This window comes from Pseudomonas sp. MAG733B (assembly GCF_036884845.1).
Taxonomy (GTDB): Bacteria; Pseudomonadota; Gammaproteobacteria; order Pseudomonadales; family Pseudomonadaceae; genus Aquipseudomonas.
In genome coordinates this window covers 4,041,941-4,062,854 of the sequence record NZ_CP145732.1, presented here as the reverse complement: position 1 = coordinate 4,062,854, position 20,914 = coordinate 4,041,941, and the positions used below count along the sequence as shown (strand labels likewise).

The 20,914-nt window shown below is 58.8% G+C and carries 12 protein-coding genes; 7 read left to right on the top strand and 5 right to left on the bottom strand.

Annotation, left to right across the window (positions count from 1 at the left end; translation table 11 throughout):
• The first annotated feature begins 2 nt into the window (after positions 1–2).
• The 3 genes from cobN to V6Z53_RS18555 all read left to right on the top strand — a co-directional run bounded on the left by cobN (position 3) and on the right by V6Z53_RS18555 (position 5,570).
• Positions 3–3,851: a cobaltochelatase subunit CobN gene (cobN, locus tag V6Z53_RS18565; RefSeq protein WP_338581069.1), complete on the top strand. Its 3,849-nt coding sequence runs from the start codon at positions 3–5 to the stop codon at positions 3,849–3,851.
• Positions 3,852–3,897: 46 nt separating this feature from the next.
• Positions 3,898–4,905, top strand: coding sequence for an AAA family ATPase (locus tag V6Z53_RS18560; protein WP_338581068.1), 1,008 nt, complete (start codon positions 3,898–3,900; stop codon positions 4,903–4,905).
• 119 nt (positions 4,906–5,024) lie between these two features.
• Entirely contained in the window at positions 5,025–5,570 is a 546-nt protein-coding gene (locus V6Z53_RS18555; RefSeq protein WP_338586518.1) for a VWA domain-containing protein, read from the top strand.
• Positions 5,571–5,575: 5 nt separating this feature from the next.
• Here V6Z53_RS18555 and V6Z53_RS18550 read toward each other — a convergent pair whose 3' ends face one another.
• Positions 5,576–6,295, bottom strand: a complete 720-nt coding sequence (locus V6Z53_RS18550) for a FadR/GntR family transcriptional regulator (protein ID WP_338581067.1) — start codon at positions 6,293–6,295, stop codon at positions 5,576–5,578.
• Between the two features lie 197 nt (positions 6,296–6,492).
• Here V6Z53_RS18550 and pssA point away from each other — a divergent pair, with 197 nt between their 5' ends.
• On the top strand, positions 6,493–7,836 hold the full coding sequence (pssA, locus tag V6Z53_RS18545) for a CDP-diacylglycerol--serine O-phosphatidyltransferase (RefSeq protein WP_338581066.1): 1,344 nt from the start codon (positions 6,493–6,495) through the stop codon (positions 7,834–7,836).
• 301 nt (positions 7,837–8,137) lie between these two features.
• Positions 8,138–13,432, top strand: a complete 5,295-nt coding sequence (locus V6Z53_RS18540; RefSeq protein WP_338581065.1) for a hypothetical protein — start codon at positions 8,138–8,140, stop codon at positions 13,430–13,432.
• A gap of 118 nt (positions 13,433–13,550) precedes the next feature.
• Here V6Z53_RS18540 and efeO (V6Z53_RS18535) read toward each other — a convergent pair whose 3' ends face one another.
• The 4 genes from efeO (V6Z53_RS18535) to efeU are packed head-to-tail and all read right to left on the bottom strand — an operon-like array spanning position 13,551 to position 17,762.
• Entirely contained in the window at positions 13,551–14,375 is an 825-nt protein-coding gene (efeO, locus tag V6Z53_RS18535) for an iron uptake system protein EfeO (RefSeq protein ID WP_338581064.1), read from the bottom strand.
• A gap of 22 nt (positions 14,376–14,397) precedes the next feature.
• Positions 14,398–15,696 (bottom strand): iron uptake transporter deferrochelatase/peroxidase subunit, encoded by a 1,299-nt coding sequence (efeB, locus tag V6Z53_RS18530; protein ID WP_338581063.1) that lies wholly within the window; start codon positions 15,694–15,696, stop codon positions 14,398–14,400.
• Positions 15,697–15,714: 18 nt separating this feature from the next.
• Positions 15,715–16,914, bottom strand: coding sequence for an iron uptake system protein EfeO (gene efeO / locus V6Z53_RS18525; protein WP_338581062.1), 1,200 nt, complete (start codon positions 16,912–16,914; stop codon positions 15,715–15,717).
• An 8-nt stretch (positions 16,915–16,922) separates the two neighbouring features.
• On the bottom strand, positions 16,923–17,762 hold the full coding sequence (gene efeU / locus V6Z53_RS18520) for an iron uptake transporter permease EfeU (protein ID WP_338581061.1): 840 nt from the start codon (positions 17,760–17,762) through the stop codon (positions 16,923–16,925).
• 205 nt (positions 17,763–17,967) lie between these two features.
• Here efeU and V6Z53_RS18515 point away from each other — a divergent pair, with 205 nt between their 5' ends.
• Positions 17,968–18,984, top strand: coding sequence for an AraC family transcriptional regulator (locus tag V6Z53_RS18515; RefSeq protein ID WP_338586517.1), 1,017 nt, complete (start codon positions 17,968–17,970; stop codon positions 18,982–18,984).
• A gap of 250 nt (positions 18,985–19,234) precedes the next feature.
• Entirely contained in the window at positions 19,235–20,899 is a 1,665-nt protein-coding gene (locus tag V6Z53_RS18510) for an AMP-binding protein (protein ID WP_338581060.1), read from the top strand.
• Positions 20,900–20,914 lie beyond the last annotated feature (15 nt).

Sequence of the window (20,914 nt, the reverse complement as noted above, 5' to 3'; positions counted from 1 at the left end):
CCATGCACCTGCTCAGGACCCAGCCCGGCGGTTTCGTGTCGGATGACAACATCGCCGACCTTGGCCAAACCCCTGCCGAGCTGGTGATCCTGTGCAGCGGCGATTCCAGCCTGGCGCTGCTCGCCGAAGCGGCACAGCAGTTGCCCGACGATTACCCGAGCGTGCGTCTGGCCAATCCGATGCAGGTGCAGAACCATGCCTCGGTCGATCTCTATGTCGATGAGGTCTTGCGTCACGCCAAGGTCATTCTGATTTCGCTGCACGGCGGCATTGCCTATTGGCGCTATGGCGTCGAGCGGTTGGTGGAGTTGTCGCAACGGGGCGTGCAACTGATTCTGGTGCCGGGCGATGACCGTCCCGACCCGGAACTCAGTGACTTGAGCACCGTCGGCGTCGATGATCGCGACCGGCTCTGGCAGTATCTGCGTCAAGGCGGCATGGGCAACGCTCTGGATTTCTTCCGCTGTCTGGCCAACCGTTGCCTGGCGCGGGATTACGCTTGGACCGAGCCGCAAACCCTGCCACGCACGGCGATTTACCATCCCCATAAAAGCCCCGCAACACTGCAGGATTGGCAAGCCGACTGGCAGGCCGGTCAGCCGGTGGCGGCGGTATTGTTTTACCGCTCGCACTTGCAGGCGGCGAATACCGGATTCATCGATGTTTTCTGCCAGCGCTTGCAAGCGGCGGGGTTGAACCCGTTGCCGATCGCGCTGGCCAGTTTGAAAGAGCCCGGCTGCCTGTCGGTGGTCGAGGATTGGCTGGATGAAGTCGAGGCCGGGGTGATTCTGAATACCACCGGTTTTGCCCAATCCAGTCCCGAAGCGCCGCATTTGCGACCGTTTCGCCGCAATATTCCGGTGATCCAGGCGATTTGCGCCCAGGATAACGAACCGGGTTGGCGCGCCAGCGAACAAGGCCTCGGCCCGCGTGATCTGGCGATGCACATTGCGCTGCCGGAACTGGACGGGCGGATCATCAGCCGACCGATCAGCTTCAAGGATCTGGCCTGGCGCAGCGAGCGCAGTCAGTCCGATGTGGTCTGTTATCGGCCACAACCGGAGCGCATGGATTTTGTCGCCGAACTGGCGCGGCGCTGGATCGATCTGGCGCGTCTGCCCAACGCGGAAAAGCGTGTGGCGCTGATTCTCGCCAACTATCCGACCCGCGACGGTCGTATCGGCAATGGTGTCGGGCTCGACACGCCGGCGGCGGCGTTGAATATCCTGCGAGCATTGCAGGCCGAAGGTTACCCGTTACCGGCGGACTTGCCGGACAGCGGCACCGCGTTGATCCAGCAACTGCTCGGCGGTGTCAGCAACGATCTGGATACTCTCGACCAGCGTCCGTGCCAGCAGAGTCTGGCAATGGATGAATACCTGACGATGTTCAATGCCTTGCCCGAAGCCAATCGCGCCGCGGTGCTGGAGCGTTGGGGCGCGCCTGAAAACGATCCGATGTGCCGCAGCGGGCGGATGATGATCGCCGGCTTGAGGTTTGGCCTGACGTTCGTCGGCATTCAACCGGCGCGCGGTTATCAAGTGGACCCGAGCGCGGTGTATCACGACCCGGACCTGGTGCCGCCCCATGGCTATCTGGCGTTTTATTTCTGGCTGCGCAACACCTACGGCGCCCACGGCGTGATCCATGTTGGCAAGCACGGCAACCTTGAATGGCTGCCGGGCAAAGGTGTCGGGTTGTCCGAGAATTGCTGGCCGGACGCGTTGCTCGGGCCGTTGCCGAATATCTATCCATTCATCGTCAACGATCCGGGCGAGGGCGCCCAGGCCAAGCGCCGCACCCAGGCAGTGATCATCGATCACCTGATGCCGCCGCTGACCCGCGCCGAAACCTACGGCCCGCTGCGCAATCTTGAGCTGCTGGCCGACGAGTATTACGAAGCGCAATTGCTCGATCCGCGCCGCGCCCGGGAGTTGCAGCGCGACATCCTGCAGCTGGTGCGCGATACGCACATCGATCGCGAACTGCAACTGGACGAAAAACTCGACAGCGACGCCGATGCGGCGATCTGGTTACCGCGTCTGGACACTTACCTGTGCGACTTGAAGGAGTCGCAGATTCGCGACGGCTTGCATGTGTTTGGCGAGTCGCCGGTCGGTCGCTTGCGCATCGATACCTTGCTCGCGCTGCTGCGTATTCCGCGCGGCGATGGGCGCGGGGCGCAATCGAGTTTGCTGCGCGCGTTGGCCAAGGCGTTTGCACTGGGGTTCGATCCGCTGGATTGTGCGTTGGCCGAGCCGTGGAGTGGGCCGCGTCCAGACGCCTTGTTAATGGTCAGTGATGAGGTTTGGCGTACGGCGGGCGATACCCGAGAACGCCTTGAGCTGTTCGCCGCACAACTGATCTCACGAGTGTTGGGGGACCCCTGTGGGAGCGGGCTTGCTCGCGAAAACGGTGGGTCAATCGACATAAATGTTGAAGGATCAACCGATTCGCGAGCAAGCCCGCTCCCACAAGGGGCAGATTGCGCTGAAGTGGCGGCCATCCTCGACAGCCTGTGCGACATCGTTGCACCGCGCCTCGATGCCTGCGGCCCAGCCGAAATGCGCGGCCTGCTCGACGCCCTGAACGGTCGTTTCGTCCCGGCCGGCCCCAGCGGCGCGCCGAGTCGTGGTCGTCTGGACGTGCTGCCGACCGGGCGCAATTTCTATTCGGTGGACGTGCGTAACCTGCCGACCACCACCGCATGGCGCATCGGTTTCCAGTCGGCCAACCTGATTCTTGAACGGCACTTGCAGGATCACGGCGATCATTTGCGCCAGCTCGGCCTGTCGGTCTGGGGCACGGCGACCATGCGCACCGGCGGCGATGACATCGCTCAGGCCATGGCGTTGATGGGCGTGCGTCCGGTGTGGGCCACCGGCAGTCAGCGGGTTGATGACTTTGAAATTCTGCCGCTGAGCCTGCTCGACCGCCCGCGAGTAGATGTCACGTTGCGAGTCTCGGGTTTTTTCCGCGACGCCTTTGCCAATCTGATCCGTTTGTTTGATGCCGCCGTACAAGCCGTCGCCGCATTGGACGAGCCGGACGACCTCAATCCGTTGGCAGCCAAGGTCCGCGCCGAGCGAGAAGCGTTGCTGAAATCGGGCCTCGATGAAGAAGCTGCGAAGCGTCAGGCCGGTTGGCGGATCTTCGGCGCCAAACCCGGTGCCTATGGCGCGGGCGTGCAGGGCGCCATCGACGGTCGCCTGTGGCAGAGTCGTGAGGATCTGGCCGAGGTTTACCTGAATTGGGGCGGTTACGCTTATGGTGGTTCCGACGAAGGCACCGCCGCCCGCGAGCAGTTCGCCCAGCGTCTGAGCCAGGTGCAGGCCGTATTGCAAAATCAGGATAACCGTGAACACGATTTGCTTGATTCCAACGACTATTACCAGTTCCAGGGCGGTATGCTCGCGGCGGTCGAAAGCCTCAGCGGTGCAGCCGCGGCCAGCTACCACGGCGATCACAGCCAGCCGGACTTGCCTAAAATTCGCACGCTAAAGGAAGAACTGAACCGGGTGATTCGCTCGCGGGCAGCCAATCCGAAGTGGCTCGACGGGGTCAAGCGTCACGGCTACAAAGGCGCGTTCGAAATGGCGGCGACGGTCGACAACCTGTTCGCCTTCGACGCCACCACGCAGTTGATCGACGATCACCAGTACGCGTTGCTGGCCGATGCCTACTTGCTCGACCCGAACACCCGGGATTTTGTCCGCGAGCACAATCCCCATGCCTTGCGCGATATGACCGAGCGCATGCTCGAAGCGCAACAGCGCGGAATGTGGAAAGAGCCGGGCGAGTACCGAGAGGCGCTGGAAAACCTGCTATTGGATATAGAAGAAGATGGCTGACGGCATCGCCGTTCATGACATCACCGACCATGACTGAGATAGAACAATGACCGACACCCCGCATTTCCCGCTCTCCGCCGTGGTCGGCGCCGACGATTTGAAGCTCGCGCTGTACCTGACCGCCATCGACCCGAAGATCGGCGGCGTGCTGATCGAAGGCCCGCGCGGCATGGCCAAGTCGACCCTGGCCCGAGGCCTGGCGGACCTGCTTGCCAGCGGTCAATTCGTTACCTTGCCCTTGGGCGCGACCGAAGAGCGTCTGGTCGGCACCCTCGACCTGGATGCGGCCCTGAGCGAAGGTCGTGCACAGTTTTCTCCCGGTGTGTTGGCCAAGGCTGACGGCGGCGTGCTCTACGTTGACGAAGTCAATCTGCTGCCCGACCACTTGGTCGATCTACTGCTCGACGTCGCCGCCAGCGGCACCAATCTGGTGGAGCGCGATGGCATTTCCCATCGGCATTCCGCGAAGTTCGTGTTGATCGGCACCATGAACCCGGAAGAGGGCGAGTTGCGTCCACAACTGCTCGACCGTTTCGGCCTGAACGTCGCGCTCAGCGGTCACACTCAACCTGCCGAGCGCGGCCAGATCATCCGTCGACGCCTGGATTTCGACAATGATCCTCAAGGCTTCTGTGCCGAGTGGGAGAGCCAGCAAGCGAACCTGCGCGAGCGATGCCAGAAGGCGCGCAGCGCTTTAGCGACGATTCCCCTCGACGATGCAGCGCTGGCGCAAATCACCGAGCGCTGTTTTGCTGCCGGGGTCGATGGCTTGCGTGCGGATCTGGTCTGGCTGCGTGCCGCACGTGCCCACGCTGCCTGGCGCGGGGCGAGCAACATTGCCGAGGAAGATATCGACGCCGTTGCCGAGTTCGCCTTGCGCCATCGCCGTCGCGAACACATATCGCCCGCGCAGCAATCCTTGCAAGCGCCGCAACAGACGGCTCCGCAAAACACCAACCCGAGCGAAGGTCAGGGCCAGTGGGGCGAAATGCCTGCTCAAGCACTGCCGATCGGCGCCCGACGTGAAGTGCCGAGCTGGCCAAAAAAGCCCTAGGCATTCGCCCTCGATCTGACGCGGGGGCGAATGCCAGACCCCGTGCCGGACGGCTGGATCACGGCAAACAAGGCAAGCGTCACGCCGCCCGCAACGGCACGGTCAACTGGCCTGGCACGCTGCTCAACGGCCGGCCGCGTCAGCGCTCAGAGCTGCTGTTCCATCTGCGTACCCGTTCGCCCCATGAGCTGTGGCTGGTGATCGCCGATGCCTCGGCGTCGACCCGCCGGCATCAGGCGTTGAGTGATGCCAAGGGTTTGCTTGCGCAGCTGTTCGATGACGCCTATCGGCAACGCGCGCGCCTCGCTTTGCTCACGGCCAGCGGGCATGTGCCGAAGTGGCAGGTCCAAGGGTTGAAAGCGTCCAGCGGTTTGCGCCATTGGCTCGATGGCCTCGGCGCGGGTGGCGGCACGCCGTTGCTGTCAGCGCTGGGCGAAGCGGGGCGCTGGCTCACTGTGCGGCAAAAGCGTTTTCCGGCGGAGCAGCAACGGCTACTGTTGCTCACTGATGGTCGGTTGAAGGACTGGCAGGCGTTGCCCGCACTTGAGTGTCCGGGGCTGCTGATCGATATCGAACGCGGCCCGATTCGACTCGGACGCAGCAAGATGTTGGCGGCGCAGTTGCAGTCCGACTATCGACACATCGACGAACTGCTACCGGGCTGACGTGGTCAGGCAGGATCGCTACCCAGCACCACATTCAACGCACTGCGCGCATCATCGAGTTGCACCAGCGTCGCATGCCGCGCGCCAAGGGCATCGCGGTTCTCGATGGCAGTGAGGATTGCCTTGTGCCGCGGCAAGGCCAGTTCATGCAGGTTCGGTCGCTGGTTGGAATGCTTCAAGGCTTCGGCGATGGCCACCGAAAGCATGTTGCACAGGTTGGCCAGCAAGTCGTTGTGGGTCGCATCGGCGATGCGGCTGTGGAAGTCGAGGTCCGGTTGCAGCAAGGCTTCCGGCGTCGGTGCGGCTTCCATGCGTTGGTAGGCTTCGCCGATGGAGACGATGTCGTCGTCGGTGGCAAATTGCGCGGCGAGGGCGGCGGCCGCCGGTTCGATGATGCTGCGTACGCTCGTCAACAGGCTGAAGAATTCATTCTGCGGGCTGCTTTGCATCAGCCAGTGCAGCACGTCCGGGTCGAGCATGTGCCATTCCCGACGCGGCTTGACCACGGTGCCGACCCGCGGGCGGGAGTACACCAGGCCCTTGGCGACCAGAACCCGCGTGGCTTCACGCAATACCGGCCGGCTGACGGCATATTCCTCACACAGCAGGGCTTCGGCGGGCAGTTTGTCGTCCGGCAGGAAACGTCCGGAGACGATCTGCATGCCCAGTTCCTGGACGATGCGCGAGTGCATGCTTTTGCGGTCGGAGGGTTTGCGGTAATCCATGGGGGGCGACGCGGTCCTGTACGATGGGGTGTCGCGCATGATAGCAGGCACGACACAATCTTGAGGCGGATACACAAAGCAAATGTGGGAGCACAGCCAACCTGCTGGCGGTGGGGCCTTTACAGACAGTAACAAGACCCGAACCGATCCATGGTGTAAGCTCTCAAACTCTCTGGATTCGACCCATTGCGAGCCCTATGCCGTCGCTTTTCAAACGCTCCCTGCTGCCAAAACTGCGCAGTTTTCCGCTGACCGCCGATGCCGTCACCATCCTCTCCGGCGCTGCCGAGTTCCGTCGTTGCCTGCTGGAAAAAATCGCCAGCGCCACCCAGCGCATCTATATCGTCGCGCTGTACCTGCAACAGGACGAGGCTGGCCAGGAAATTCTCGATGCCTTGCACGCGGCCAAACTGGCGCGTCCGCAACTGGACGTGGTGGTGGTCGTTGACTGGTTGCGCGCCCAGCGCGGTTTGATCGGTGCCGGCAAGCAGCCGGGCAACTCGGCCTGGTATCAGGAGATGACCCGTACCCACGAAAGTGAAGTGCCGGTGTATGGCGTGCCGGTGCAGACCCGCGAGCTGTTCGGCGTGTTGCATTTGAAGGGTTTTGTCATCGATGACTGCGTGATCTACAGCGGTGCGAGCCTTAATAACGTCTACCTGCACAAGTTCGACAAGTACCGCTACGACCGTTATCACTTGCTGAACAACCGTGCACTGGCCGATTCCATGCATCACTTGGTTCAGCATGGGCTGGTGGCTTCCAAAGCGGTGCATCGCCTCGATTTGCCGAACCTGCCGACCACGCGCAGCCTGCGCAACGACATCGGCGATCTGCGCAGCCGCCTCAAGCATGCCGCGTACGACACCACCCAGGGTTCAACGGACAAGAGCGGTCTGTCGGTCAGCCCATTGCTGGGCGTCGGCAAGAACAACCCGCTGAGCCGGGTGATCGGTGAGCTGATCGGTAGCGCCCAGCATCAACTGACCATCTGCACGCCGTACTTCAACCTGCCGTTGGCCGTGACCCGGGAAATCAACCGGGCACTGGCGCGTGGTGTGAAGATCGACATCGTGGTCGGCGACAAGACCGCCAATGACTTCTACATCCCGCCGAGCGAGCCGTTCAAAGTGATCTCTGCGCTGCCGTATCTCTACGAAATCAGCCTGCGCCGCTTCGCCAAGCGCCATCAGCGCAACATCGACAGCGGCCAGTTGAACCTGCACCTGTGGAAGGACGGCGACCACACCTATCACCTCAAGGGTATGTGGGTCGATCAGCGCTACACCTTGCTGACCGGCAACAACCTCAACCCGCGCGCGTTTCGCCTCGACCTGGAAAACGCCTTGTTGATCGATGACCCGAAAGGCGAATTGCTGGGGCCACGCCGCACCGAACTGGCAGAGATTTTCCAGCATACCCTGCGTATCGAGCGATATCAGGATCTGGAAACATTGCCGGAGTATCCGGCGGGTGTTGCCAAGTTTCTCAAGCGTGTCAGTCGTGTGCGGATTGAGCGGCTGCTGTATCGCATTCTGTAAGCAGGCGGGATGCCCTGCTGGGAGGAGGTGGGGGACAACCAGGAATTGAGCGCTTTTTTGTATTTCCTTTTGGGTGAGGCTTTTAGGCTGACGTGATGCACCCATGCAAAAAGGAATTTGAAAAATGGTTGTCTCATCTGGCCCCACAAACACCACCAGTCCCGCAGCATCCTCTAACTCCCCACCGGTGCCAGCGGCACCAACCCGGTTAGCCGAGCAGATTTTAGCTACCCGTCACAGCTCGCAACCGTTCATTTTTTTGGGTGACAACGCCCGAAGTGGGTCTGTGCACTGTGATGACGTGCAGATTCCCTTATATTGCAAGGGAAGCAAACGCGAAGGCGATCTGATTGATGATCTGAACTCTTTCAGTGAAACCTGGGGCGCGCTGTACGAGCATTTAACTACTCAGATCCTGTCAGAGCGCGAAGTGCTAAGCGTTCTGAAAAGTGGGATTTTGCAAAGAAACATGGGCAAAAACCTGGAACAGGTTTTCCTCGAGGCGATGGTGCGCTCGACCCAGCCCAAAGGCGACATGACTGCGCAACGGTTGGGTGAAATTTTCGAGGCTATTTGTCACCTGCCCCCGGACCAATGGGCCGTCGAGTTTGGCGAGCATCTCAACTTTTCCCGAACCAGCGGCAGTCATGGCGTTGCCGGTTTTATACAGGCGCAATTGCAATTATCGCGGGAGGAAAGGGATAAAAACATCGCCTCTGGTGAATTGTTGACCGACGCGCAGTGGCAGCGGCTCTGCGAGGTGCTGGAGCAACGTCCGGTATGGATGAATGAGCGTTTGGAGCAGGCAGATCCCAATATGCCGTGGATGGACCTGGAGGATATTCCAGCGCTCAGGCCATCGTCCGCTGCCACGCAACTTCTGCTGGGAAAATGCTTGCAGGTCATAGATGAGTATCGCTCAGAAGAAACGGCGCCTGGCGAGTACGCAAGCCAGGTCCGCGAGCTCATTGAGTGCATCAAGGACAAAACCGATCCGGCAGTACAACTATGTAGTCGTGAGGAAGAGACGGCGATGTTCGAGTTTCTTGCGCCGACTTCACGACACCGAGAAGGCACAAGCAACGGGCACTTCCCACTGCTGGCGATTCTTGAGGAAATAGAGCGCAAATCCGACTTCCACCCTGTAACCATCAACGCCAATCGTGTTCCGAAAGGGTTAGTGGCCCAGGCAGCGTATTTACTCCAGATAGTTAATGTTTCGAATTTTCATGCGTATCCAGAAAAACCTCATCCCAAATCCATCATGTTGTTGCCGGAAAAACCTTCGAAACCGTTCATCGTCAAAGATGTTCCTGTTAACCCCGATACCCCTCCTGAACCCGGTGTTGAACGCAAATCGGTGGTTCCCTTTGCGAGTGTTGAGCAAGCTTTGGAGATGGCCCGGCAGGCGGATGCGCTGTTAACAAAAGTCATTAACGCCCTGACTGGATGGAGGCCCACCCAGGCATTTGATTTGCAAGAACCTCTGCAATTACTTAGTCAGATTGCCGAGACAATGGAAGGACTGAACGTACGAACTCCGTTTCAAAGGACGCCAGGTTCGTCCTTTGGCTCCCTGGATAATCCCTATGCAGAAACGACCGAAACTAACGCTGACAGCCATTTCACAGCGTTGGGGGCCAGCCTTGGAGCATGGCTACGTTCGTCAGCCGCCCATTTGGGATCAATGGGAGTGACGATGCTGGCCGGGGTTACCCATCTCACCCGGCAACACCCGAACGCATCTGCAACACTGGCGTTCGCAGCCATTCACGCAGCGTTGAATGAATTTTACAGCCGCTGGTTTCCCTACGAGGGGGCAGGCAACCAGGCTCATTTTGCCGCCGAGGCGGATCCCGGGTTACGCCAACAAATTATCGATGAAGTGCAATTGACCCTGGACGCAATGCCGACATTCGTACAATCGGTCAGGGCACGACGTGAGGCTTCCGGTTATACGAACCCTCATGACGATCCCATGTTGGTAGCGGACGTTAAGTCCCTTATGCAACAGCCAGCGCCATCGGATCCAGACATCACGGTCGCGGAACTGGTCGACGAGTCCATTGCTCGGGTTCACTACGCTCGTCTGCAAATATCAAGAATGGACGTGGACATCGATGGGAACCCTTTTGTCGAGACCGAAGACGTATCCGCAAACTCCCAACGTACCGATAGCGCGCTCGATAGTGCCGAATGGGTGCTCGATGCCATGAGCGATGCAGACATCACGTTGCACGCGGATCGAACCCTGCAAGCGCGAGTGGTGAAGGAACTGACCTCGGCTGGAAATACGCCGATGCCTGTTTCTACCGACAGTTCGATCCGCAAACCCGCGAGCCTTTTCCGGGACGCGATGAACGACCCAAAGGTATTGGAATGGTTTGAATCCAAGGGTTTGGCCCTTAATACATTGAAAGTTTTTGCGGATAGAGTTTCTGGAAAGGTCATCCGTGATGGTGTCAGCAGCGACGAAAGCTTTTCCATATGGGATGACTCCGGGTGGTGGCAGGTATCAGCGCAAGTTCTGATCGCCAGACAATTACTTGATCCTGGAGACATCGGACTTGTTTATACGAATGAAGGCCCTGAACTTGTTTATCGCGATGTGATCATCCAGTTCTACGGGGAGACTTCGCCGACCTCGACCGAGGAGGCGACGGAACTTGTCCGTCGTTTAAGCGCAGAGGGTTGGCCGGCGTTCGATACGATCAAAAATGACGAACTGTTAAATAAGGCCAAGGCGCTGATCCATGAGGAAAAAACCCGTGCGCAGTTGAGTTATGAGCTTGAACAAAGCGTGAAAAATCTCGCAGATAACGCGCCGGTTTCGTTGTCCAGCCTGTTCAGCAGAGTCGCCAACGGCTCACCTCTGGATGAAAAATGCAAAAGCATCGTTGGTCACTTGCATGAGTTTATAGCACTGCCGGGCATGATCTCACTCTGTCAACGTCTTGAAATCGATTGTGCTGCCGCACCAGTGAGAATTAGCGAAAGTAGAATTCAGGTCCTGATGCCACCCGCCCTGTGGTACGACATAACGAATTCCGTCAGTGCAGACAGTCATTTGCTGGCGCCATTCAACATGCTATTGCAACAGGTCAAGGACACGGGGAATGCGCTCTATTCAACGTTATCTTTTGATCTGCAGCAGACAGTGAACTTCAGAGGTTTTGGATCTCCAAAGACGGCGGGAGAAGTGCGCAATGTTATTCGATGGCTGCAAACTTCGTTGCCAACATCCATGCCTCTGGGCGATTTCGGCGCAGGGTTGTTGGCTCTCACTCCATCATCGGCGACACTGACAACGGTTGAAAGAACGACAATCATTGGGGTTTCCCGAAAACTATTAAATGGTGCAGCATCAATTATTGACGGGCTGTGTAATGCCTCCGAACTCGACCGTCCCGTTGAATATCGGCGTGATAATGCTGAATCCATATTGGAAGACATGTTGGCATCAGAACAATCGAATTCCTGGGCGCAGCAAATGCTCAGGGAGCTTGGTTGGTATGGTGCATTGGAAGGGCAAACGGCCTCGGTTGAAATCAAGCAACAGATTTTGCTGGCTGCAATCAAGTTGGCCGTCGATCCCGATGCCTCTGGCAAGCCCGGAACGGTCGTAGGTTATGACGTCTATCAGCCGAAAAACCTGGGACGTGATGTCAATGAAGTGCTGACGGAAATTGAACGGTATCTGGTGCAACATAAAGGTGTCAGCGAACGCACTGCGCCACTGATTGCCCATCTGTTTCTAGTGGATGCCGCACCAGAATTTCTGGCATACGATATCGCCAAAGGGGTGCAGGTAGGCACCGCTGGCTGGATGACTTTGCGCTTGGGCGTCGCGATTGCCGAGACTCAGAAACCCGGGTGCTCGCGAGCAATGACGATGTCCCAGTTGATGGACCTCGCACTTCTTACGCCCCATACCCCTGAGCAGCAAATGCTGTTCAAGACCCTCGCCGTTGATATCCTGATGATATGGGGAGTCATGAACGGGATTATCCCTCAACGCGCCTCCTATTCTTCTGACGACTATTACATCGCAGCGAGCAAATTTTCGACTCAGCGCAAGGAAATGGCCCAGGCTATTGAAGGTTTCAAACGCGATCTTGTGACGCGAAATGAAATTGCGATAAAAGAACTTAATAAACTTTACGGCCCGTATGTCAGTGTGCCGATCGAAGATATAAAGGTTAGCGGTGGAAGTACCGAAAAGTCATTCGTAGAGGCATATATAGATGGAGATTTGTCTAGCGCGGGTTGGCAGATGTCCAATATTTCGATGGGGCGCCATACCTTCGACTGGTTTCGAATAAAGTTGCCTGACCTTGACAAATTGTTAACTGAGTCAGTCAAAAGGCATTTCGAGTCGGACACTGCCAGTTTTTTGTGTGCAACAAAATCCATGATCGCAGCGTTACCGTTGGACGAGCGCCAGAGCATTGAACTTGGCGAGATCAGGTTGTTCACGTTGCGCGAGGAAACCGGAAAGCTCAAGGAAGACGAAACAGCGGAGGATCAGGCGGCGATGCGTGGGCATCAAGGGGTGCTTTTACGCTGCGAATATAATCAGCAGGTTAGTTACTACGAGGTATTTCCGGGGCGGATGACCATAATCAAACGCACGGATTTACCCCATGACTTGCCACTCGATGGTGAGATTAAAACAATAAAGGTAAAAGTCAGTGGCAGAGGTCCCGCAGGTAGATTTCCCATACAGCGTGGAACTGAACTGCCGTTTGATTTCTCCGCCTATTCTGAAGGAGCAGAACCGAAAGCCGGCGCCACGTCCAAAAAACTGATCATCGAACAGTTGGGAGAAACCATTCCCGCCAAGGACGTATCTGCCGAGCAAACGGCGAACGTGCCCGATAGTTACTTCTCGGCCAAAACCGGAGATATCGCCAAACGCATCGTGAGCGATAACTTTTTACAGGGGTATGAAGAGTTTCTTTTCAAAAAAGCAAAAGGGCAAACCAGCGCAGAAGAAAATCGTGCGTACTGGGAAAAAGTCAAAAATTTTTTGGTCCAGCTTATTCCGTTTGTAGGTTGCGTTGATGACCTGAATTCCGGGAAACGTATGGGGTTCATCAATGGCGCTTTTGGTTGCTTCACGGACCTTGTTTCAGGGTTGAATGCCCTGGGAGGTGGCGTGGGAAAAATTTCCAGTGTGTTGAGGCCTGTCAGACCCGTCAGCGTCAAGGCGTTTGAAGCCTTCAAAATCACCGGAACAACCTTCGTTTCCATGATCAATCCACTGGATGGTGTCGTGGATATGATCGCGGGTGGAGGAAGAGCTATCACTTCCTTCGGTAAAATGTTGACGACTGGCGTATTTGCTTTAACAGAATCGGGGATTAGCCGTTTACAAACATGCGTGGATCGACTGAGGGGATACTTTGGAGGATTCGCCGCTGAAGCGGCTGCCAGGTTATCTCGTCAGTCCAGGATCGTCGGTGTCATGGGGCGGGTAAATAGTACCCAAATCATGGCCACTCTGGATAACGGCAAATGGTATGCGCTCGATAAAAACGGAACGCCGGTGGGGCGCGTAATCGATAATTTCGTAGTTCCGGCAACTGCGCAGTAGCAATGAAACGGTGGGGCGGGTGGAGCACTGATTCGGTCCTGCCCGTGCGGTCAGACGACCCTGCGGCTGAACGTGAGTTTCAGTCGCAGGGCGAAGGTGGTCCTGAACAGACCGATCCTTAATTCAAGCCGAGCTTGCCCCGCAACGTCGACAAATCCTCAGCCAGGGTGTTCACCGGGCCGACCAGCGCCTTGCGGTCGTTTTCCTTCACTTTGTCGTAAGTCTCGAAACCACCGTCCCTGGTTTTGTACTTGGCCAGAATGGTGTTCACCGTGGCGAAGTTCTTGTCGACTTTGGCAACGAATGCCGCGTCCTGTTTTTCGATCTGCGGACGGAACAGGTCGACGATTTTCTTCGCGCCGTCAATGTTGCCCTGGAAGTCGTAAAGGTCGGTGTGGCTGTAGCGGTCTTCCTCACCGGAGATCTTGGTGGCCGCGACTTCTTCCAGCAGTGCAGCAGCACCGCCGACGACTTTTTCCGGCGGGAAGGTCAGGCTGGCGACGCGGGTTTGCAGGTCTTTGACATCTTTGTTCAGACCGTCGGCCAGTTCGCCCAGACCCTTGGTGCTGTTTTCCGAAAACAACGAGTATTCGATGCGGTGGAAACCGGTGAAATCTTCGGCTTTCACGCCTTTTTCGTGGTCGTCGACGCGGGAGTCGATGGACGCATCGAGGTCACTGAACAGTTCGGCAATCGGCTCGATTGACTCGTAGTAAACCCGGGTTGGCGCGTAGAGTTTTTTCGCGGTGGCCAGGTCACCCTTTTTCACCGCGTCGGTGAACTGCTGAGTGTGGCTGGCCAGTTCGTCCAGTTGCTCGGTGACGTAGATTTTGTAGTCGGAAATCGGTTGCACCAACTCCAGCGGTGCCGTCGCCGCGAAAGCGGAAAGCGGGGTGTTGAGCAAGCCTAGGGTCAGCATTAACGCCAGTGGCGACTTTTTCATGGGACGGCTCCGTGTTGGGTATTTATGCGGTTTTTGTGGGTTGTGTGGCAGCAAGCAGTGAACGACCGATAAAATCCTGGTCGCCGGTAACGCCGGGCAGGGTGAAGAAATAACCGCCGCCAACGGGCTTGAGGTATTCCTCCAGCGGCTCGCCATTGAGGCGGGTTTGCACGGTGATAAATCCCTTTTCCAGATCCGCTTGGTAGCAGATGAACAGCAGGCCCATGTCGAGCTGACCGTTCTTGTTCACGCCGTTTGAGTAGTTGAACGGCCGGCGCAGGATCAGGTTGGCCTGGGTCGCGGCGGTGCGCGGGTTGGCCAGGCGAATGTGTGCGTCGAGTTTGGTCAGCTTGCCTTCCGGGTCCTTGGCGTAATCCGGCACTTGCGTTTCATGGGATCCGCCCATGGGCGCACCGGTGCTTTTGATCCGGCCGAGGATGCTTTCCTGTTCCTGTAGTGGCGTGCGGTCCCAGCGCTCGACGAAGTTGCGGATGATCCGCACTGCCTGATAGCTGCCACCCGCCGCCCAGACGGGTTCATCGCTGCCGGACTGGACCCAGACGATGCTGTCCATGGCCTTGGCGTCGTTGGAGTCGGGGTTGGCCGAGCCGTCACGAAACCCCAGGAAATTACGCGCGCTCTGCGCCGGTACACCGGGTTTCGCCGGGGCCTGGGGCGGCACGCTGCCTTCCTGTTTCCAGCGCACCAACAGCAGGTCCGGCAGGTTTTTCACGATGTCGCGCAGGGCGTGGATGTTGGTGTCGGTGGTGTTGGCGCAGAACTGCAAGCTCAGGTCACCATGGCAGCAATCGGCTTCAAGCGCATCGTTGGGGAAACCGACCATGCGGATCAGACGTTTGGGTTTGGCGTCGGCCAACCCGAAACGCTCGTCGAACAGCGATTCGCCGACCGACACGGTGATGGTCAGATTGTCCGGGGTGACGACCGGGCCGAGAATCCCCGAATCCACCGGTGGCAATTTTGGGTCGACCTGAGTGACCGGGCCACCCTTCATCAGGAACGCAATGCGCTCATTGAGGGTGCGGAACAGACGCTCCAGATCTTCGCGGTTGCTGGCCAGCACATCGAACGACACCAACATGCCGGACGCCGGGCGTGGGGTGACGATGCCGCTCTGGTGTTTGCCGTGGAAGTCGTGACGATCTTCGGTGCGGTCGCTGCTCGGTGCTTCGGTGACCTGCGCGGGGCTGGCGGCCATGGCCGGGCAGCTCAACGCGGAGCCTGCAAGGGCGACACCGGCGGCGCCCATGCCCATCAATACCCGGCGACGCTGAAGGTTGAGTTGCTCTGAATCGTTCATCTGAAAGTGGTCTTCTGCTTACAGGCCGGAAAGGCCAAGGGCGGGATCGATTCCGTCGAGTGCGTCGGCCAGGGCCTTGGCCTTGTCGGCGATCTGTTTGCGCTGTTCGGCGCTGACGCTGTCGTAGCTGGCGTAGCCGTCGTCGACCTTGAAGCCATTGAGTTCGGTATCGAAAGCATTGAGCGCAGTGTCGATTGTCGGCAGTAGCTCGGCGGCGGACTTGGCCAACAACGGGCGCAACAACTCGGCGACTTTGCGTGCGGCGTCGAGATTGCCGGCAAAACCGTTGAGGTCGCTGTGGCTGTAGCGCTCCTCTTCGCCGCTGGCGGCGCGCACGTCGGCGAGGGTGTTGAGGTTGCGCACGACGATGCTCACCAGTTGCTCCGGTGGCAGCGTCTGGGCCAACAACTGTTGCTTGAGGGCGGTGACATCGGCGAGCAGTCGCTGGGCGACCGGCGCCAGTCCGTCCACGTTGCGTTGCTGGAACAGCGCGTATTCGAGGCGATGGAAACCGCTGAAGTCCGGGTCCTGTTCGCGTTTCTCGAAATAGTCGGCGCGGGCGTTGATGGCGTTGTCCAGTTCGGCCAGGCGCTGAGCCGCCGGGGCCAGTCGTTGATACGCGGCGCGGGCCGGCAGGTACAAGGCTTGAGCCTGACTCAAGTCACCGGCTGCAATGGCTTGATCAAGCGCGGTAACGGCTTCGATCAGCGCCGTGCTCTGGCTGCTCAGGAAGACGCGAAACTCCGACAACGGCCCGACAAACGCCACCATCGACGGCTTGGCTTTGGCTGCCGCATCGGACTCGGCAGTCGGCGTGACGTGCAGGGTGCCGCGCGGATTGCTCAGCAGTCCGCAGGTGATCGCGTAGTCGCCGGGCAGCAGGTTGGCGTTGATCACCTGGCTCAGGCCCGGAGCGATGTTCTCGCGCTCTTCGACCACCAACACGCCGTCGAGGATTTCCCATTCAACGGCACGATCGGAGCGGTTGACGATGCGGAAACTGGCGCGACCGGCCGGCACCGTCAGGGCATTCGGTTCGCAGCTGTGCGAGTGAATCGTCACCAGCACTTCATCGTGGTTGGCCTGGCGCTTGGCGGCGGCCATTTTCGAGGCGTAGTAGAACAGGCCACCGGCGGCGATCATCACGATCACCGAACCGGCCACCGCCCAGCGCAAGGCGCGGGGAGGGGAAGGCTGGGGAGGGGCTGGATTTGGCATGGTTGCCCTTACTGACTGGAAACGGAGGAAGACTGTTTGACTGGCGCCGGGGTCGGGAGAAAAAACATCACCAGCGCCACCGCCAGATAAATCAGGTAAGCGCCGAGGGTGCTGACGGTTGGTGCGTCCTGATAGCCGAACATGCCGGCCAGCACCGAGCCCAACGGGCCGTCCATCGGCAGCGTCGCGCTGATGTCGAAGAGCACGGTTTGCAGGTGGTTCCACACGCCGGCTTCATGCAATGCCTGCACGGAATTGGCGAGAATTCCGGCCGCCACCACAAGAATGAACAGGCCGGTCCAGCGGAAGAACGCGCCGAGGTTCAGGCGCATGCTGCCGCTGTAGATGAGGAAACCGACGATGATCGCCAGGATCAGGCCGAGCAGGGCGCCGATCGGTGCCGCCGGGCCTTCGCTTTGCTGGAACACCGCGAGCAGGAAGAACACCGTTTCCAGGCCCTCCCGGGCCACGGCGAAAAACACCATGGCGATCAGCGCGGTCACTTGATGTCTGGAACCGGTCAATGCCTGATCGAGGGACACGTGCAGCGAATGCTTGATCGAACGCGCCACTTTGCGCATCCAGAACACCATCGAGCTCAGGATGCCGACGGCCACCAGGCCGACCACGCCTTCAAACAGTTCCTGTTGTTTCTGCGGGAACTCAGCGCTGACCAGTTCCAGACCGCCACCCACCAGCAGGGCGAGGGCGGCGGCAAGAAATACGCCGATCCATACGGCGGGCATCCACTGGCCGCGGCCCGTTTGTTTCAGGTAGCTGGCGATGATGCCAACGATCAACGCGGCCTCGATGCCTTCGCGCAACATGATCAGAAAAGGAACGAGCATTCAGCAGCGTCTCTAATTTAGATAGGGTGCTAATTTGTAACATAATGACACTCATTCCCATATGGGAGTGATTGACAATTACCTGAACGTAAGCTGAACAAATCAAAAGATCGTCCGATCGCCGCCCGAGCCTTCGGACGATCTTTTGATCTTGGCTGCGCTAATATGCCCACCACTCAAACAAGAACAGGGCTTGCCGCGCTCAATGTCGGAAAAAGACACCATCTCCATCCAATTGGCGCGTGAGGCGCTGTTGCAGTGTTGCGCGCCGGGTGCTGCCACGGAAGAGGTGCTGAGCAAGGTCGGCATCGATCCTACGCAACTGGACAATCCCGAGGTTCGCGTCCCGGCCACCGCCTATGCGCGGCTTTGGCGGCTGCTGGCCCGGCGTGGGGATGATGAGTTTTTCGGGATGGACCCACGCAAGCTCAAATCCGGAAGTTTCGAGTTTCTGTGTCGCAGCGCCATGATCCAGCCGAGCGTGGCGACGGGACTCACCAGCGGCCTGAATTTCCTGTCGTTGATGCTTGAGCGCATGCCCGCCGAACTGGTGCGTCAGCAAAGCCTGGCGGAAATCGTGCTGCTTGAGGACGACCACGACCCGCGCCGCGCCTTCACTTATTTCACTTACTGGATGATCGTGCACGGTGTGGCGTGCTGGCTGGCGGGGCGGCGTATTCCGATCCTGGCCATCGAATTGCGCTGTCCGCAGCCGGATTTTTGCGACGACTATCAAGTGATGTTTTCCGAAAACCTGCGGTTCGACCGGCCACGCACGCGGATGATTTTCTCCGCCGATTGCCTGGATTTGCCGATCAAACGCACGGCAGAAGAACTCAAGCGTTTCCTGGCCCATGCGCCGGCGAACATTCTGGTCAAGTATCGCGACCCGCAGAGCCTGGCAAGCCGCATCAAGCATGACCTGCGGCAATTACCCGCTGAGCAATGGCCGGAAACCGAAGCCCTGGCGCAACGCCTGTGCATGTCGGCCTCGACCCTGCGCCGCCGACTGGCCGAAGAAGGCCAGACCTACCAAGGGCTCAAGGACAGCGTGCGCAAGGAACTGGCGATTGTCTGGCTGGCTGAACCGAGCATCAGCTTCGCCGACATCGCCACGCGGCTGGGGTTTGCCGATGCGAGTTCGTTCTACAAGGCGTTTCGCAAATGGTCGGGGTCCAATCCGGGGCATTACCGGAGTTTGATTCTTAACGAGGCTGACTGATCCGGATTTTGTATTGATTGGTCGGGCCTCTTCGCGAGCAAGCCCGCTCCCACATTTTGAAAAGCGTTCCCCTGTGGGAGCGGGCTTGCTCGCGAAAGCGTCCATTCAGGCGCCACACCTCTCAAATCTTGGCCAAACCAGTCAGACAACTTGATAACTTTGACCATTGCCCGACGCCCCGCGCGGGGCGAGTATTTCCCTGTTGTTTACGGTTCCCCCAACCAATAAAAAACACAGAGGGATTCTGGCAATGCGCGATTACTTGTCTGCTGTTTCACAGTTCAATTATCAGCACACCGTCGACGCCGCACTCGCAGGTGATCTGACTGCCCTCAACGCCTGCGTCGAGTGTTGCGACCGGCATGCGTTGCCCGGCCGGATCGCTTTGTTCTGGGAAGGTCGCGATGGCTCCAGCGCCACGTACACCTTCACCGACCTGCAAGACAAAGCCGCGCGCTTTGCCAATTTCCTGTTAGCGCAAGGCGTTAAAAAAGGCGACAAGGTCGCCGGCCTGTTGCCACGTAACATCGAACTCCTGATCACCGTGTTCGCCACTTGGCGCATTGGCGCGGTCTATCAACCTCTGTTTACCGCCTTCGGTCCGAAAGCCATCGAACATCGCCTCGGCTGCTCCGGCGCCAAAGTGGTGGTCACCGACGCGGTCAACCGCTCGAAACTCAGCGAAGTCGCCGATTGCCCGACCGTCGTTACCGTCGGTGGCCCGAAAGGCCAAGGCATCGTTCAGGGCGATTTCAGTTTCTGGGCCGAACTGGCCAACTATTCCAACGACTGCGAACCGGTGATGCTGACCGGTGAAGACCCGTTCCTGCTGATGTTCACCTCGGGCACCACTGGCCCGTCGAAAGCGTTGTCGGTGCCACTCAAGGCCATCGTTGCGTTCCAGAGCTACACCCGCGACGCCGTGGACCTGCGCCCGGAAGACGCATTCTGGAACGTCGCCGATCCGGGTTGGGCCTACGGCATCTATTTCGGTGTGACCGGACCGATGTCCATGGGGCACCCGATCACCTTCTACGATGGCCCGTTCACCCTCGAAAGCACCTGCCGGGTGATCAACAAATACGGCATTACCAACCTCACTGGTTCACCGACTGCTTATCGTCTGTTGATTGCTGGCGGCGACGAGTTCGCCAAGTCGATCAAGGGCAAGCTGCGCATTGTCAGCAGCGCCGGTGAGCCGCTGAACCCGGAAGTGATCCGCTGGTTTGCCGATCAACTCGGCGTGGTCATCCACGACCATTACGGCCAGACCGAGCTGGGCATGGTGCTGTGCAACCATCATGGTCTGGAGCATCCGATCCACATGGGCGCCGCCGGTTTTACCTCGCCGGGCCACCGCATCGTGGTGCTGGACGACGAATACAAGGAACTGGGCATCGGTCAGCCGGGCATTCTGGCCATCGACCGCACGCAGTCGCCGATGTGCTGGTTCGCCGGTTACGAAGGCGCACCGACCAAAGCCTTCGTTGGTGACTACTACTTGAGCGGCGACACCGTCGAGTGGAACCCGGACGGCAGCATCAGCTTCGTCGGGCGCAGTGACGATGTGATCACCACCTCCGGCTACCGCGTCGGCCCGTTCGACGTGGAAAGTGCGCTGATCGAGCACCCGGCAGTGGTGGAAGCCGCCGTCGTCGGCAAGCCCGATCCGGAGCGCACCGAACTGGTCAAAGCCTTCGTCGTGCTCAGCGCGCAATACCGCGCCGCGCCGGAGTTGGCCGAAGAGTTGCGCCAACACGTGCGCAAGCGTCTGGCGGCGCATTCTTACCCCCGAGAAATCGAATTTGTCAGCGAGTTGCCGAAAACCCCAAGCGGCAAATTGCAGCGCTTTATCTTGCGTAATCAGGAAATCGCCAAAGCCCAAGAGGCGGCGGCAAAGAACGTCTCAGCTTGAATCCAAGGACACAAT

Coding starts and splice junctions, on each gene's coding strand:
- cobN (WP_338581069.1), top strand. CDS start 3: ATGCACCTGCTCAGGACCCAGCCCGGCGGTTTCGTGTCGGATGACAAC.
- V6Z53_RS18560 (WP_338581068.1), top strand. CDS start 3,898: ATGACCGACACCCCGCATTTCCCGCTCTCCGCCGTGGTCGGCGCCGAC.
- V6Z53_RS18550 (WP_338581067.1), bottom strand. CDS start 6,295: ATGGATTACCGCAAACCCTCCGACCGCAAAAGCATGCACTCGCGCATC.
- pssA (WP_338581066.1), top strand. CDS start 6,493: ATGCCGTCGCTTTTCAAACGCTCCCTGCTGCCAAAACTGCGCAGTTTT.
- efeO (WP_338581064.1), bottom strand. CDS start 14,375: ATGAAAAAGTCGCCACTGGCGTTAATGCTGACCCTAGGCTTGCTCAAC.
- efeB (WP_338581063.1), bottom strand. CDS start 15,696: ATGAACGATTCAGAGCAACTCAACCTTCAGCGTCGCCGGGTATTGATG.
- efeO (WP_338581062.1), bottom strand. CDS start 16,914: ATGCCAAATCCAGCCCCTCCCCAGCCTTCCCCTCCCCGCGCCTTGCGC.
- efeU (WP_338581061.1), bottom strand. CDS start 17,762: ATGCTCGTTCCTTTTCTGATCATGTTGCGCGAAGGCATCGAGGCCGCG.
- V6Z53_RS18515 (WP_338586517.1), top strand. CDS start 17,968: ATGTCGGAAAAAGACACCATCTCCATCCAATTGGCGCGTGAGGCGCTG.
- V6Z53_RS18510 (WP_338581060.1), top strand. CDS start 19,235: ATGCGCGATTACTTGTCTGCTGTTTCACAGTTCAATTATCAGCACACC.